The 14043-nt window shown below is 39.4% G+C and carries 17 protein-coding genes and 1 pseudogene; all 18 read left to right on the top strand.

Going from position 1 to position 14043, the window contains the following annotated elements; all coding sequences use genetic code 11:
- The first annotated feature begins 171 nt into the window (after positions 1 to 171).
- Positions 172 to 1185: an ABC transporter ATP-binding protein gene (locus tag IEW05_RS14720; protein ID WP_188540007.1), complete on the top strand. Its 1014-nt coding sequence runs from the start codon at positions 172 to 174 to the stop codon at positions 1183 to 1185.
- A gap of 21 nt (positions 1186 to 1206) precedes the next feature.
- Entirely contained in the window at positions 1207 to 2007 is an 801-nt protein-coding gene (locus tag IEW05_RS14715; RefSeq protein WP_188540004.1) for an ABC transporter permease, read from the top strand.
- Positions 2008 to 2076: 69 nt separating this feature from the next.
- Entirely contained in the window at positions 2077 to 2874 is a 798-nt protein-coding gene (locus IEW05_RS14710; RefSeq protein WP_188540002.1) for an ABC transporter permease, read from the top strand.
- Between the two features lie 9 nt (positions 2875 to 2883).
- Entirely contained in the window at positions 2884 to 3300 is a 417-nt protein-coding gene (locus tag IEW05_RS14705) for a GNAT family N-acetyltransferase (protein WP_188540000.1), read from the top strand.
- A 197-nt stretch (positions 3301 to 3497) separates the two neighbouring features.
- A pseudogene (locus IEW05_RS14700) lies at positions 3498 to 4628 on the top strand (tyrosine-type recombinase/integrase).
- 151 nt (positions 4629 to 4779) lie between these two features.
- Complete coding sequence (locus tag IEW05_RS14695) at positions 4780 to 5508, top strand: hypothetical protein (RefSeq protein ID WP_188539998.1); 729 nt, start codon at positions 4780 to 4782, stop codon at positions 5506 to 5508.
- Positions 5509 to 5744: 236 nt separating this feature from the next.
- Positions 5745 to 6260, top strand: a complete 516-nt coding sequence (locus IEW05_RS14690) for a hypothetical protein (RefSeq protein ID WP_229753383.1) — start codon at positions 5745 to 5747, stop codon at positions 6258 to 6260.
- Between the two features lie 139 nt (positions 6261 to 6399).
- Positions 6400 to 6852 carry a GNAT family N-acetyltransferase gene (locus IEW05_RS14685; protein ID WP_188539997.1) on the top strand — a complete coding sequence of 151 codons (453 nt, stop codon included), beginning with the start codon at positions 6400 to 6402 and terminating at the stop codon, positions 6850 to 6852.
- 285 nt (positions 6853 to 7137) lie between these two features.
- On the top strand, positions 7138 to 7959 hold the full coding sequence (locus IEW05_RS14680) for a VOC family protein (RefSeq protein ID WP_188539995.1): 822 nt from the start codon (positions 7138 to 7140) through the stop codon (positions 7957 to 7959).
- A 308-nt stretch (positions 7960 to 8267) separates the two neighbouring features.
- Positions 8268 to 8774: an SRPBCC domain-containing protein gene (locus tag IEW05_RS14675; RefSeq protein ID WP_188539993.1), complete on the top strand. Its 507-nt coding sequence runs from the start codon at positions 8268 to 8270 to the stop codon at positions 8772 to 8774.
- A gap of 907 nt (positions 8775 to 9681) precedes the next feature.
- A complete protein-coding gene (locus tag IEW05_RS14670; protein ID WP_188539991.1) occupies positions 9682 to 10383 on the top strand; it encodes a DUF2711 family protein in 702 nt (233 codons plus the stop codon).
- Positions 10384 to 10411: 28 nt separating this feature from the next.
- Complete coding sequence (locus IEW05_RS25630; protein ID WP_194434127.1) at positions 10412 to 10588, top strand: hypothetical protein; 177 nt, start codon at positions 10412 to 10414, stop codon at positions 10586 to 10588.
- A gap of 4 nt (positions 10589 to 10592) precedes the next feature.
- Positions 10593 to 11096 carry a GNAT family N-acetyltransferase gene (locus IEW05_RS14665; protein ID WP_188539989.1) on the top strand — a complete coding sequence of 168 codons (504 nt, stop codon included), beginning with the start codon at positions 10593 to 10595 and terminating at the stop codon, positions 11094 to 11096.
- Between the two features lie 212 nt (positions 11097 to 11308).
- The gene (locus IEW05_RS14660; RefSeq protein ID WP_188539987.1) at positions 11309 to 11815 is read left to right on the top strand and encodes a hypothetical protein; all 507 of its coding nucleotides are present in this window, start codon (positions 11309 to 11311) and stop codon (positions 11813 to 11815) included.
- A gap of 107 nt (positions 11816 to 11922) precedes the next feature.
- Positions 11923 to 12054, top strand: a complete 132-nt coding sequence (locus tag IEW05_RS25950; protein ID WP_268238736.1) for a hypothetical protein — start codon at positions 11923 to 11925, stop codon at positions 12052 to 12054.
- Positions 12055 to 12070: 16 nt separating this feature from the next.
- A complete protein-coding gene (locus IEW05_RS14655; RefSeq protein WP_188539985.1) occupies positions 12071 to 12838 on the top strand; it encodes a nucleotidyltransferase domain-containing protein in 768 nt (255 codons plus the stop codon).
- Between the two features lie 182 nt (positions 12839 to 13020).
- A complete protein-coding gene (locus tag IEW05_RS14650) occupies positions 13021 to 13509 on the top strand; it encodes a DUF2199 domain-containing protein (protein ID WP_188539983.1) in 489 nt (162 codons plus the stop codon).
- Between the two features lie 240 nt (positions 13510 to 13749).
- The coding region (locus IEW05_RS25790; protein ID WP_229753443.1) for a P-loop NTPase family protein at positions 13750 to 14043 on the top strand (294 nt) is incomplete at its 3' end.

Genomic DNA, 14043 nt, shown 5'->3' with positions numbered 1-14043 from the left:
ATCAGTGTAATGATGATTCGATTATTGAGAGCAACAGATGTGGTAGAGAACTACTGCGTCTGTTGCTTTTTTTGTGCTTGTTCGACAAAGTGCGTGAGAATTCGACAATATGAATGTGTTATATTAAGCGATACTTCTCTTCACAATTGAATGGAATCAGGGGGAACTTACATGAGCATTATTGAAGTTCGGCAATTATCTAAGTCATTCCGGCAGGCAGTGAAAGAGCCTGGTCTGAAGGGAGCAGTCAAACATTTAGTTGCACCTAAATACATAGATAAAGTCGCTGTGAAGCCACTTGACCTCACGATCGAAGCGGGAGAATCCGTAGCTTATGTAGGACCAAACGGGGCAGGAAAATCGACGACAATCAAGATGTTAACGGGAATTCTAGTCCCTTCATCCGGTACGATTGCTGTGAATGGGATAAATCCACATAAGAAAAGAATGGAGAACGCGCAGCAAATTGGAGCTGTCTTTGGCCAACGCACTCAGCTATGGTGGGATATCCCGATTGTTGAATCTTTTTCGCTGCTCAAAGATATTTATCAAATACCCGAAGCCACCTATAAAGCTAATCTGGATCAATTTGTTGAGATCCTTGGTATGAATGAATTCATTCATTTATCTGCCAGAAAGCTCTCTTTGGGACAACGCATGCGTGCAGATCTCGCGGCTTCATTATTACATAATCCACCGATTCTATATTTGGATGAGCCAACGATTGGTTTAGATATTTCTGTTAAGCAAAAGATCCGTGAATTTATTAAAGAAATTAATCAACAGCAAAGAACAACAGTGATGCTGACAACACATGATCTCGGCGATATAGAGGACTTATGTCAACGGCTGATCATTATCGATCACGGAAGTATCATATACGATGGTAGTCTTGCGGAAGTGAAGCGCCATTTTGCCAAAGAAAGAAGGATTTTTTTCCAAATGACATCTCCAGATCCTCGATTATTTACTGAAATTTCTGCTGTTTCTGGATTAAGGCTTGATATTCTTAGTGAAATGGAGTTCTCCATCTCCTTTGATCGCTATCAATTTACGGCAAGTGAAGTCGTTAGTCGTGTGATGAAACATGGAGAAGTACAGGATTTTCGCATGGAAGAATCCAATATTGAACAAGTCATCAAAGCTGTGTATGAAGGGAACCTAGACTTGAATCAGACTATGTAAGAGTAGGAGGATGCGGCATTTATGGCAAGTCTCAAAAAATATAGAAGCATTTCTAACCGATCGCTACAAAAAGTATTAGCTTATCGCACCTCTTATATCATTAACTTGGCTTCCAACTTTGTAAATCTATTGGCTATTTATTTCCTGTGGCAAGGGATTTATGGTGGGAGAACTGAACTTGGGGGATATACATGGGATCAGATGAAGACCTATTTGCTCATTACCTTTCTAGCCAACTCCGTCCTATCCTGGTACTCGGAAACGGCGATATCCGGCAAGATTCTAGATGGAAGTGTTGCGGCGGATTTGTTAAAGCCCATTGATTTTCAAAGTGCACGGTTTGCAGAAACCCTAGGATCAAGTCTGTTAGAGGGCGGTATGAGTGCGACAATCATCGCTGTCTTTATGTTGATGATTCCAGGCATAAGTCTTCCGCATTCCCCACTGATCTGGCTGCTGTTTGTACTAAGTTTATTTGCTGCGATGGTGGTCAAGTTCGGTATCGTTTATTTGGCAGCATTATTGTGTTTCTGGTCAACAGGCTCACTAGGTATTGTATGGGCTCGAATTGCGATTACGAATTTGCTATCAGGTGCATTAGTTCCGCTAGTATTCTTCCCTGGGTGGTTAGAGAAATTAGCTATGGTGCTCCCATTCCAAAGTATCATTCATACGCCGACCGTGATTTTTTTAGAGCAGGTAGATACTCTGGAGATCGTGACAATGATCGGTGTTCAGTGTTTCTGGGGAGGCGCTTTATGGATCGCGGGCAAACTGATGTGGAAGTGGGCAGTTCGTCAAGTGACCATCCATGGCGGGTAATGAGAACGGCAGATTGCAGAGCTGTCATACTTAAGCTTAGTGAGTCTGGTGAGATGGGGGGAAGAAGAGATGAAGCTTTCACGGATGTTTTATTTGTATAAAAGAATGTATGCACAGCAACTCAAGGCCATTTTAGAATATAACAAGGACTTTTACATATTAATGGGCTCAGCGGCGTTAACTCAGGTACTTGGCTTCATATTCTTATGGGTGATCTATAATCGAATTCCAGATATTAATGGCTGGCATTTTTGGGAAGTGGCGTTTATGTATGCGATGATTTTCCTTACCGAGGGCATCGGATCCTTGTTCTTTGAAGGTACCTGGAGACTGGGAAGACTGGTGAATCAAGGCGAGTTGGATCGATATTTACTTCGTCCCGTTCCCGTTATTCTGCAGGTTTTCTGTACCGGAATTGGTGTGAATGGGCTGGGGAATTTACTTATCGGTGGTGTTATTGTGTGGCAATCGCTTGCCCATGGACATTTGCAATGGTCTTTAGCTAAAGTAGGAGTCATCATTTTACTCTTGATAACGGCGATTATTATCCGCGTATCCATTAATCTAGCAGGGAATTCTGCAGCATTTTGGGTCAAAAATGCGGGAAATGCATTCCCACTCATGGTTCATAGCTTAGCCGATCTGGCGAAGTACCCGATCACGCTCTTCAATCAAGGAATTCGTATTTTCATATCGACTGTCCTTCCCTATGCATTCATCAGCTTTTATCCCGCAACCTACATTTTTAATAAAAGTGAGTGGCATGGCTGGTGGATACTAGCTCCCGTGGCAGCAATAGCAAGTGCTCTTGGTGCGTATGGCATATTTCGTGTGGGACTTCGAAGCTATGAAAGTACGGGGAATTAGAAGGAAACGATGATAGATCTTAATACATATCCGAACCGAGATGAAGTTAGGCATTTGTTAGCAACGTGCATGTGGCCAGATGAGGAACGAGTACGAAGAGAGCTTGAGCGTTATCGTACAGATAGCTCTAAGAATCTGCTTGGTAAGCTAGAAAATAACGAGTTGGTTGGATTAATTGGAGTTCAGCGAAGTGAAGAAGAGATAGAGGTTATTTTGTTACATATAGCTGTTAATGAAGCTTATTGGGGTAAAGGAATTGGCAAAGAAATGATCCATGAGTATATCGCAGCGAATGAAATCAAGAGAATGGAAGCAGAGACGGATCAAGACGCTGTAGATTTTTATAGACAAATAGGCTTTGAAATCTGTAGTTTGGGTGAGAAATACCCTGGGCGAGAACGATTTAGGTGCATTCTTGAAAGATAAGGATATTAATTTGAGAGGTTAGATTGAAGAGATGAGTATCAGATCTAAGTGATGATGAAGTAGCAAAAGCGTCAGAATTCAAAAACAAGGGATGTAGGATCTTGCGGAAGCACCGGAAGACAGATTGCTCAAAGGGCAGTCTGTCTTTTTTGACGCAAATTGTAGGAGTGTATTCTATATTTTGGAAGGGGATTGGAATGATGGTAGCGAATGTATATTCATCAAATCAAAATGTCACATTGGATTGTGAAGAGAATGGTGATGTAATTGTCGAGACGCCATATATTGAAAAATGGATAGAAGTCATTAGAAGTGTTCCAGGACGGAAATGGGATGCTTCAGCAAGATGCTGGACCATACCAGGGAAGAAATCAGTAATTCAACAGTTGTGCCATGTGTTAAAGGATATACCTGTAGAGGTGAAAAGCACTCAATTGATTGAACGTTATCCAGAGTTGATGCAACTTCAATCTGGGGATGAGCAAGCAGCATTGCATAAGTTGAAGGAAAGTATGAAGTTAAAGGGCTATAGCATCAAGACGCAACAGGCATATATTGGCCATGCTGAACGATATTTGAGGACACTACCGATTCCGTTAAAAGATGCTGGATTCCAACATACTCGCGCGTATTTGTTGAATTTGTATGAGGAGTCACGATCCTCCCCTTATGTGAATCAAGCGGTGAGTGCCTTGCGTTTCTGGCATGTTACGGTGCTTGGACGATGTGATGTGAAGCAATGGATTAGACCCAAGCGACAAAAGAAGCTACCCGTAGTCCTATCAGCAGATGAGGTAGCTAGATTGCTAAGTGCTGTACAACATGTAAAACATCGAACATTGATTGCTCTGATCTATTCCTCTGGACTTCGAATCGGTGAAGCCGTTCGCCTAACCAAGCAGGACATTGACCCTGATCGTAAAACCATTCATATTCGGCAGGGTAAAGGAGGCAAAGATCGATTCACGGTCCTCTCCACCGCAGCCTATTCAATGCTGCAAAACTATATGGAAACTCAGCCGATAGTGAAATATCTGTTCCCTGGAGGCTAAGGCCTGGATCATCACCTCACAGAACGTTCTCTCCAACAAGTCTTTGAGAGAGCTGTTCGTAGAGCGGGTATATCTAAGCCAGCCACAGTTCACACATTACGGCATTCCTTTGCCACTCACTTGTTAGAGAACGGTACAGATTTACGCTACATTCAAGATCTACTAGGACACGCAAGCTCCAAAACAACTGAGATCTACACCCACATCAGCGTCAAAGACATCCGTCGAATACAGAGTCCTTTGGATCGGCTGGGCATGGAAAGTGATAGGGATTAATAGTGCAAAATAATATGATGGAGACAAATAGCTTCGCCTATCACTCTACAGAAGTGATTAAGACGAACTCGTTTATCTATCCCAATAGGGTTGATAGATGAGTTCGTAGATTAGAAGTTAGGCGAAATTATTCCAGAAAGGAAAATACAAAATGAAATCATTTAATTATGAACAGTACTTTTCAATGAATTTCTTTTCGGTATTTAATTACAAAACACTAATTGATTACATAAATGATCAAAATGCCTTAAAATTACATATTGATAGTTTTGAATTTGTGAATGAAAAAGGGCAGGTTGTAGAACTACAAGGTGAGAGAAAAAATGTTTGGTATCATAACACAAAAAGTGACATCTTTAATGCAATTGATATAATGAACAATCAATTAATCGTTTATATGACAACAATTGTTGAATCTGCTATTGATGATTTTTTCTGCTGCATTTTCATTAAGGAACCGAACCGAATGCTTTCATTAAGAGATCAAGAGTGTCTTGGATTTTCATTTAGTGATTTTCTTAAGTACAATTCTAAGGAAGAATATATTAATGAAATTGCAACAAGGGCATCGTCTTATTGTAATTCAGGTAGAATTATGAATGTTATTAGAAGGATAAAGGATGTTACTGGATTGGTTATTGAAGAAAGTTTGATAAAGGTTTTAATAGAAATTACTAATTTAAGGAATGAAATAGTGCATGAAGGAAAACAGCATGAAATAACGTATGAAATATTAAAGGTCTACTCTAATACAATTGATATATTACTTAGAGTACTGTCAAGTAAATTGCATGATTTACAAATTGATATTATTGATAATGGTAATTTACTGGGATTCATTGAGATAGATTATGAGGAATTTTTCGAAGAAGTGGAATAACTCCGCCTAACACCGTATTCGCGCGGCGGGCCATTCGGCCCTTGGTCTGCAAGAGGCATTTCGAGGAAGTGGAATCAGCTGACAACCCTGATAGGCTAAGTGGCAGAGCCACCCGGCCCTTACGGGCCTTAAGCCTCTCGGGTTCGTGAATACAAGCACGTTATCTGAAACCGATGTAAGCACGTTATAGAATAATATAGGAAGTGAACCAATTGAATTTTTCGGATTTGTTTAATTTGAAGGATATTTACTTTGAACAGATTTACGAACCTAAGGAGAACTCTCTTAGATTACTCTTCAGTCGAAGTGTCACTAGTCAAACTCCTGAAACGATAACCATTGGAGAAACTGAAATTAAAGATAGTTATTCAATTAACATAGATGAATCATTACCGCTAATACAAATTGACTTTGAAACTTACGTTGGATATTCAAATCGTAATGAAAGTTTCACTTCATGGGATGAATATGAAGAATTTGAAGGGAAAATTTTTAGAATATACATTAATTCAAGATATTTAGACTTTATCAAAGTAAGTACATTTGCTTCGGAGGATTACCCAGGGCCATTTAAGCATTATGGCATCACATGTCTTAACCATGTCGTGGATGTTGTATCAGTTTCAGAACCAATAATTAAAGAAGTTCAACGAATAAATAAGAATATTGAATGTTTCTCAAGAAGACATCGGCATCAGATAACATCATATCCACGCTTCGGGCCTGACGGCCCTCGGTCCGCCCGAAGGTGATTGGCAGGGAAGGACACATCCGCACCGACTAACCGCATCGCGGCCGGCTGCTTGCGCAGCCTTAAGTCGGTGGGACGTCGTGGATACGGGAACGTTAGCTGAAAGAATCGGTAAGTAAATTGAAAAACGGAGGAAGAACATGTCTCAAACTAGTGTAGCTCTAATACCAATTAGCAAAGAAAACGAAATAGAATGTATTAGTCTTAAACCACGAGAAGACCAATTAAGTTTAGTAGCATCTAATGCAGATTCACTAATACATGCAACCAAAGAAATTACTTCAAAGCCATATGGAATATACGCAGAAGATTCAATGGTAGGCTTCATCCTGTTTGATAATGAAATATATTCTGATGGGTATTATTGGATACTTAGATTTATGATTGATGAGAGATTTCAAGGTAAGGGCTATGGGAAATCAACTATACAGCAAGTCATTACTAAACTTAAGAATAGAAACGATTGCAAAGAAATTAGAGTATCTCATGTCTCACATAATATTGTAGCGAACTCAATTTATAAGAGTTGTGGTTTTCAAGAAACCGGAGAAGTAGAGGATTGTGGTGACCCAATATTTAGCTACAAAATATAAAAGTAGAAATCCTCTGCATGCTTATCATGAGGTCGAATAGATATTCTAGATAAATCGAAGAAGCCGACTCCATCAGATAACATCGTATCTACGCTACGGCCTATCGGCCTTGGTCTACAAGAGGGATTTCTAGGATGCGGATTCAGCAGACAACCCTGCACCACCTAACCGCGTTGCGGCCAGTCGCTTTGCTCCTTTAAGGTGGAAAGGATTCGTAGATACCCAAACGTTATCTGAAACACCACGAAAGAAATACAATTTGAAAGTAAATCCAGGAGGAAAACTATGTCAAACCAATTCTCAGTACCGACTTTATATTTTGATGGTCAGTTTATTGATGTTCTGTGGGATAACCATGACAATGTTATGAAATGGTTTGAGAAATATTTTGCATGGAATATTCAACGACAAGAAGGCTGGAAAGTTGATCCCAGATGTTTGCAAGGAAGAATGACAAATACAAATTGGGGTACATGGTTAGTTTCATACATAACTAATTCGCGATTGCCCCATCATTTTGCTGAAAGAGGTACAGTTGAATCAAATATTCGTTTATGCTTTCGAGTAAGTGAATTACAAAAGCAACATAGTAAATTGATGGAAGATGGAATAAGGGTATCTCCAATATACGACGGGCCTGGAAGAACTAGATATTTTGATTTTTGGGCTACAACTGAGGGCATTAGGATTACTCTACAAGAGGACTTGTCACTCAGGAATGATGGATTATTACCTTCTTGGGTAAGAGTAGGAGTAAGTAATCTTCAAGATTCAATTGAGTGGTACAAACAATATATGGGAATGTCATTAGTTAGGGATGAAATAAATCATGGTTATGTACTAATGAAGTTAAGGTTGAATCATCAAGAAGAAGATTCACTCTGGATTGTAGAACAATTGTCAGATGAAGCTTATAAAGGAAAAGTGGATGGCCAGGTACAGCCAATATGTTGGATTAAGAATAGAGAAGATTTTTTTAAGTACCATCAGTATTTATTGGATTGTGGCATAGAAACATCAGAGGTCGGAGGATTTTTGATAAGAGGAATGGTTAGCTTTCATTTCTATGATTTAGATGGAAATCGTTTCAACATCAGTAGCATGTAAGTAATTCGAGGATGCGTGGTGCATCAGATAACACCATGTTCACGCTTTGGACCATTCGGCCCTCGGTCCGGCAGGAGTTAGATGTGAGTTCGGAGAAGTAATTGGCAGAAGCAGAGAAGCGGAATCAGCCGGACACATCCAACTCCCTAACCGCATCGCGGCCGCCCTTCGGGCTTAAGGGAGTTGGACGTCGTGAACACATTTTCGTTAGACGAAATTCTCTGTTAGTGCATCTATAAGTTCTAAAGGCAAAGATATTAAACAGATACTAGTATCTTTGAACTGTGAAATAAAGGAGGAGGATTTTCATGGGAAATAATCTGAATCAATCGTTTGAAATTACGCGTGTATTCAATGCCCCTCGCGAACTCGTATTTAAAGCATGGACAGAGCTTGAGCATTTCGCGAAATGGTGGGGACCAAAGGGGTTCACCCTCGAAGTCGTTAAAATGGACGCTCAATCAGGTGGTGCATTGTTAGGTTTTCAGACGTCTCCTGACGGAAATCTGGTTATGTGGAGAAAATTTGAGTACCAAGAGGTTGTCGACCCTGAGAAAGTTACTTATATCCAATCCTTTTCCGATGAGCAAGGCAATACGATCCGAGCGCCATTTAGCACGAGCTGGCCTCTTGAAATTTTAAATATCATAACGTTTGAAGATAGCAAAGGTAAAACGGTTTTAAAACTGAAAGGTTACCCTATGAATGCTTCCGCTGAGGAACAAGAATCATACACCGTTATGGCTCCAAAGCTCCAACAAGATCTTGAGGGGACTTTCGATAAACTTGCCGACTATCTTGTCTTCCTGAGTTAGAATATGTAAAATTCTCATTCTGTAAAAATTGATCCAATAGATTAATTCTAAATGACTAAGGTCATTGAGCTAACGAGAAACGATAGAATAAGGATGCCGACTTTAGAATGAGGCGACTTTCTATTGATAGTAATCAAGATCCTAATTTAATAAATTATAAACAAAGTAGTCGCGAGTTAGTCGGAGGTATGAATTCACTTCGGAGTCGCGACTTTTTCTTTGCGAATATTTAAACTGCGGGGACAGATCGCTTTGGATTATAATTCCAATATAAGGAGAGGGAACAAATAAACTTTCTTTGGAAAAACTATTATTGTGAGATTAGAAGAATAAAACAAGAATATGACGAGGTTCAAGATCAGAGATTTGGAAGTAGATCAAGGAGAGAGAACTTCGTCTAACAACGTATTCACGCATTGGTGGACAAGCCCCCTCGGTCCGGCATAGGGGTTTCAGGGAAGCATTGGCCGGACACAACCGCACCGACTAAGCGCATCGCGCCCGGCACCTTCGGTGCCTTAAGTCGGTGGGACGTCGTGAACACAACAACGTTATACGCAATTACTGGGATTGGTTTTGAAATGAATTAACTTGGACGATTAGTTCAGGAACCCGGTGAATATACAAAGATGCATGCGGCGCAAAAAAAACTGTTTACGATGCTACTTCTATGATGCGCCTGCGGGATTAAAGGAATTTGTAAGAATGTCGAAGAGGTCAGTAACTGCGTATAACATAGCATTCAAGCTTCAGGGCTATCGCCCTTTGGTTGTCAGGATGTATAATCATGGAAGAAGCACAGACAACAAATGACCCAGCCTAAGATAAGAGCTATCTAAGCTGGGTCATTTCGTGAATGCACAAACGTTAGGCGAAATTCAATTAATTGAAAGAATGTGAGAAATCAATGAGCGAAGAAGCACGAGTATTACCTGAACCTGAAATGTACGCGGTCTGTGCAATAGATGATGCTTCTATTAAAGAATATTATCGTGGATATTTTGATGAAGTATTTATTTTTTTTCATCCTTTTATTAAACCGATTTCTATAGACATTTCAGTGTTTAAACCATCTACTTATCCAGACAAAATTAGAATTGTAAAACACTGTGAACCAGTGAGTTGGTCAGAGTTTCTTGAACTTTCTTCTATCAGTAGTTTCGACGAATTAGATATTGGGTTGAGGACTAGAATTTTAGGGTTAAAACAGCATTTATCAAATAACAATATTGCTAATTTAATAGATGCTACGTGTGATAAATTCAAATTAATTGAACCAACTGAGGGTATGTTACCTCAAATTATAATTGATAGAATTCTAAAAGCAATACAATCGATTGGATATAACTGGTTATGGGTAGGAGATGAATTTTGTACTGAAAGAAGACTGGAGTACATAGATGACATAATTTATAACGATAATCTTTTTAGACATAATTTGTTTACTCCTGATAAATCAATTCTAATTACTACACATTGGGATAGCCACTTTTCTTTACTTTGTTCAACTAAAGAAACAATTGAAAAGATTATTGGTATGGCAAATCTTGAAGGATTTTATTGCCAAGAAGATACCGAAATATATTGGAGCGTTTCAAAGAAGAATTGAACTTCGCCTAACACCGTATTCACGCTACGTGCCTTATGGCCCTTGGTCCGCCCGAAGCATTTCGAGAAGTGTATCAGGCGGACAACCCTGCGAACCTAACCGCGTCGCGGCCGCCCCTTTTGGGCTTAAGGTTCTCGGATTCGTGAATACAACAACGTTAGGCGAAACTGCTGAAGAGCAAATACTATTAACGAAAGAAGGATAACCAAATGATTACAATTAGATTTGTTTCAGGTGAGGATATCCCACACATTCAATCAATAGCTCATGAAACATGGATTTTCACTTATGAAGGCATTTATACTAAAGATTTCATTCATAATTTTCTCAGTAGAGCCTATTCTACTGAGAATTTAAGTCGATCTGTAGAGAGAGATCTTAAAAGTCCCAAACGGAATTTTCTGATTGCTGAATTTAATAATGAAGTCGTTGGATATGCTCAAACTAGTCGAGTGAATGATGAAGAATATGAATTACTGAGAATCTATGTCCGACCTGAATACCACAAGATGGGAATAGGGAAAGCCTTCGTTGATGAATATATTCAAGTTTTAAAGCCAATAAAGAAACTGTTTGCTTGGGTAGCGAAAGAGAATCATATAGGAAGAACTTTTTATGAGAAGAGTGGATTTAAAGCAGCAGAAGAAAAGAACGAAACAATAGAAGGGCAAAGTAAAACACAAATTAAATATGAATTGAAAATCACGAATTAACAGGTTGTAAGCAATTCAACGCGGCATCGCCTAACACCATATTCACGCATCGGGCCATTCGGCCCTCGGTCCGGCAGATGAATCTTCGGGGAAGTGGATCAGCCGGACACACCCATTCCCCTAAGATAAGAGCTATCTAAGGGGAATGGGCGTCGTGAATACAACAACGTTATAGGAAATCAGCGAAAATCATTAGTGAGGTAGTGATATCGATGAAGTATTATGATCTTCTAAATTCAAATAAGGATGAATTTCAGAATCAGATTGAACATTTATTACAAAAACATAGAGTTCAGCCTGTAGGATATGGATATATTGACTGTATTCTAATGATTAATAATTTAGATCAATTCGTATCTGATCTTTCTTCTATTGGTATTCTAATTTCAGATGTGTCTTGGTGGTGTTATGTAGATCCAAATCAGAATCTTGGGTGTCCGCATGGAATGGGAGGCCCTACCTCAGATTATTATGATGGTTGGTTTAGCGAATTACAGAATGATATGTATGATGTAGATAAAGAAATTGAAGAACCTATCTTGGATGCATACGACAAGCAACTAATTGCGAGAATTAATGAACTTACTACTATTAGGATCCGAGAGATACTTAAAGAACCTTTTAGGTATACACCAACAGAATACATCGAAGAGAATAAATGTGTTGTGCCAGCACTTTGGTTACTTGTGCCTGACGATTGGAAACGAACTGAATCGTGAGATGTTTCATGGATGGCACTGACTTCCTATAACACCATATTCACGAGTCGGGTCGACTCCGTCGCCCCTCGGTCCGGCCGGAGTTAGAAGAGGTTTCGGAGAAGCAATTGGCAGTAGCGAAGAAGATGATTCAGCCGGACACATCCGCACCGACTAACCGCATCGCGGCCGCTCCCGTTGGTCGCTTAAGTCGGTGGGACGTCGTGAATACAACAACGTTAGCCGAAAGAAGTTCTTAGTTTAGGAGGAGTCTATATGATATTAGAAAAAGTTATAAATAAAATTGTAATACAAAGTGAATATAAGGATTTTGTTGATAAGTATATAGATAATATACTTACCGAATTTAAAGGTAAGATTCATAGCATTTATATGTGTGGCTCGATTCCAAAAGGAACTGCTAAACCTTTTAAGTCAGATGCAGACTTTACTATTGTATGTGTAAATCCCAAAGATATTGATTACGAAAGATTGTCAAATATTAAAGACAGGCTTTTGGAAGAATATCCAGTAGTAACTAAGATTGATACGATAATTTGCTCGATTGACGATGTAATAAGTAAACCGAATGAGTGGGGTTTTTGGGTTAAGATAATTTGTGTTTGCATATATGGTCATGACGTTGGTGAAAAAGTACCACCGATAATTATTTCTCCAGAGTTCATTTCAGACTTAAATACAGAGACCAAGGAGGAAGTCGATCGTATACATAGTTTACTTTCTAATGCTAGTGATAACACAATGAAAACTAGATATATTAAAGGTTACTCTAAGAGATTAATTCGTGCATTATACTCTTTGGTGTTAGAAGATACAGGTGTATGGCAAGATGACATTATTAAGATGAAGAATGCCATATTAAACTATTGCGAGATTGACTCCGCTTTAGTTGATTATCTGTATGCTTGTTACTTGGATAGTAATGTACTTGTTGAAGAGTTTCTGGGAATTGCAGATGAAGTATATAGCTATTTTGAGAACGCCTTAAATACAATGGCTGCTTCCAGAACTTCCTTCGGCTAACACCATATTCACGCATCGGGATGCCGCCCTCGGTCGCCAGGAGGGATTTCGAAGAAGTAGAATCTGGCGACAACCCTGCACTGGCTAAGTCCGTCGGACCCGCGCTTCCCGCTTAAGCCAGTGAGGGTTCGTGAATACAAAACGTTATAAGAAATCGGCGAAAATGATAAGGAGCAGAAAACATGAAATGCCCTCACTGTAACAACGAATTAAATGAACTTCCTTTATGTTATGGAATTGAAGCACCATATTATTTTTATACTGTACCAGAGGAGAAAAGAACAGAATTAATTAGAGATTTTTGTGTAATTGATGAACAACATTTTTTTATTAGAGGACATATTGAAATACCAATAATTGATAATAAAGAGAAATTTATATGGAGTGTTTGGGTTACTCTTAGTGAAGAAAACTTTTTGAAATCTAATGAATTATTGCACGTTGATGGAAGGGAAAATGAAAAACCTTATTTTGGATGGCTATCGACTGAACTTTCAATATATCCATTAACTACATTATCGTTAAAGACAATGGTACATACGCAAGAAGTTGGTGCTGTTCCGTTAATAAAATTAGAACAAACGAATCATCCACTTGCGGTTGAACAAAGAGAAGGAATTACAATGGAGAGAGTTAAAGAAATTGCTCATTTAATAAATCATAGTCAGTAATAAGAAGAATTTGAAAGTATAGTCGAAGAAGCCGTCGACATCTTATAACATCGTGTTCCCGCTGCGGAGCTTACGCTCCTTGGTCTGCCCGAGGCAATTCGCGAAGAAGAATCAGGCAGACACCCCTTCACCGCCCAAGTCCGTCGGACCCGGCGCAAGCGCCTTAGGGCGGTGAGGGTTCGGGAACACAACAACGTTATAAGAAATTGGCGCAAGATCTTAAGAACAGGAGTGATTTCTATTAAGTTCATATTGTTATTTGGCCCTCAGGCCGTCGGCAAGATGACGGTTGGTCATGAATTAACGAAAATGACCGAATTAAAATTGTTTCACAATCACATGTCGATCGAACTGTTTCATCCCTTCTTTGGTTTTAGTAGTGAAACATGGAGATTATCTAGTATCGTAAGAAGAGAGCTTTTTGAATCGTTCGCAAACAGCAACCAGTATGGACTTATTTTTACTTACGTATGGGGATTTGATCTTCAGGCAGACTGGGAATTCGTTAAGCAAACATGTGATATTTTTGAATCC

This window comes from Paenibacillus segetis (assembly GCF_014639155.1).
GTDB lineage: Bacteria > Bacillota > Bacilli > Paenibacillales > Paenibacillaceae > Fontibacillus > Fontibacillus segetis.
This window is presented reverse-complemented; position numbering and strand designations above follow the sequence as displayed.

Coding starts and splice junctions, on each gene's coding strand:
- IEW05_RS14720 (WP_188540007.1), top strand. CDS start 172: ATGAGCATTATTGAAGTTCGGCAATTATCTAAGTCATTCCGGCAGGCA.
- IEW05_RS14715 (WP_188540004.1), top strand. CDS start 1,207: ATGGCAAGTCTCAAAAAATATAGAAGCATTTCTAACCGATCGCTACAA.
- IEW05_RS14710 (WP_188540002.1), top strand. CDS start 2,077: ATGAAGCTTTCACGGATGTTTTATTTGTATAAAAGAATGTATGCACAG.
- IEW05_RS14705 (WP_188540000.1), top strand. CDS start 2,884: ATGATAGATCTTAATACATATCCGAACCGAGATGAAGTTAGGCATTTG.
- IEW05_RS14695 (WP_188539998.1), top strand. CDS start 4,780: ATGAAATCATTTAATTATGAACAGTACTTTTCAATGAATTTCTTTTCG.
- IEW05_RS14685 (WP_188539997.1), top strand. CDS start 6,400: ATGTCTCAAACTAGTGTAGCTCTAATACCAATTAGCAAAGAAAACGAA.
- IEW05_RS14680 (WP_188539995.1), top strand. CDS start 7,138: ATGTCAAACCAATTCTCAGTACCGACTTTATATTTTGATGGTCAGTTT.
- IEW05_RS14675 (WP_188539993.1), top strand. CDS start 8,268: ATGGGAAATAATCTGAATCAATCGTTTGAAATTACGCGTGTATTCAAT.
- IEW05_RS14670 (WP_188539991.1), top strand. CDS start 9,682: ATGAGCGAAGAAGCACGAGTATTACCTGAACCTGAAATGTACGCGGTC.
- IEW05_RS14665 (WP_188539989.1), top strand. CDS start 10,593: ATGATTACAATTAGATTTGTTTCAGGTGAGGATATCCCACACATTCAA.
- IEW05_RS14660 (WP_188539987.1), top strand. CDS start 11,309: ATGAAGTATTATGATCTTCTAAATTCAAATAAGGATGAATTTCAGAAT.
- IEW05_RS14655 (WP_188539985.1), top strand. CDS start 12,071: ATGATATTAGAAAAAGTTATAAATAAAATTGTAATACAAAGTGAATAT.
- IEW05_RS14650 (WP_188539983.1), top strand. CDS start 13,021: ATGAAATGCCCTCACTGTAACAACGAATTAAATGAACTTCCTTTATGT.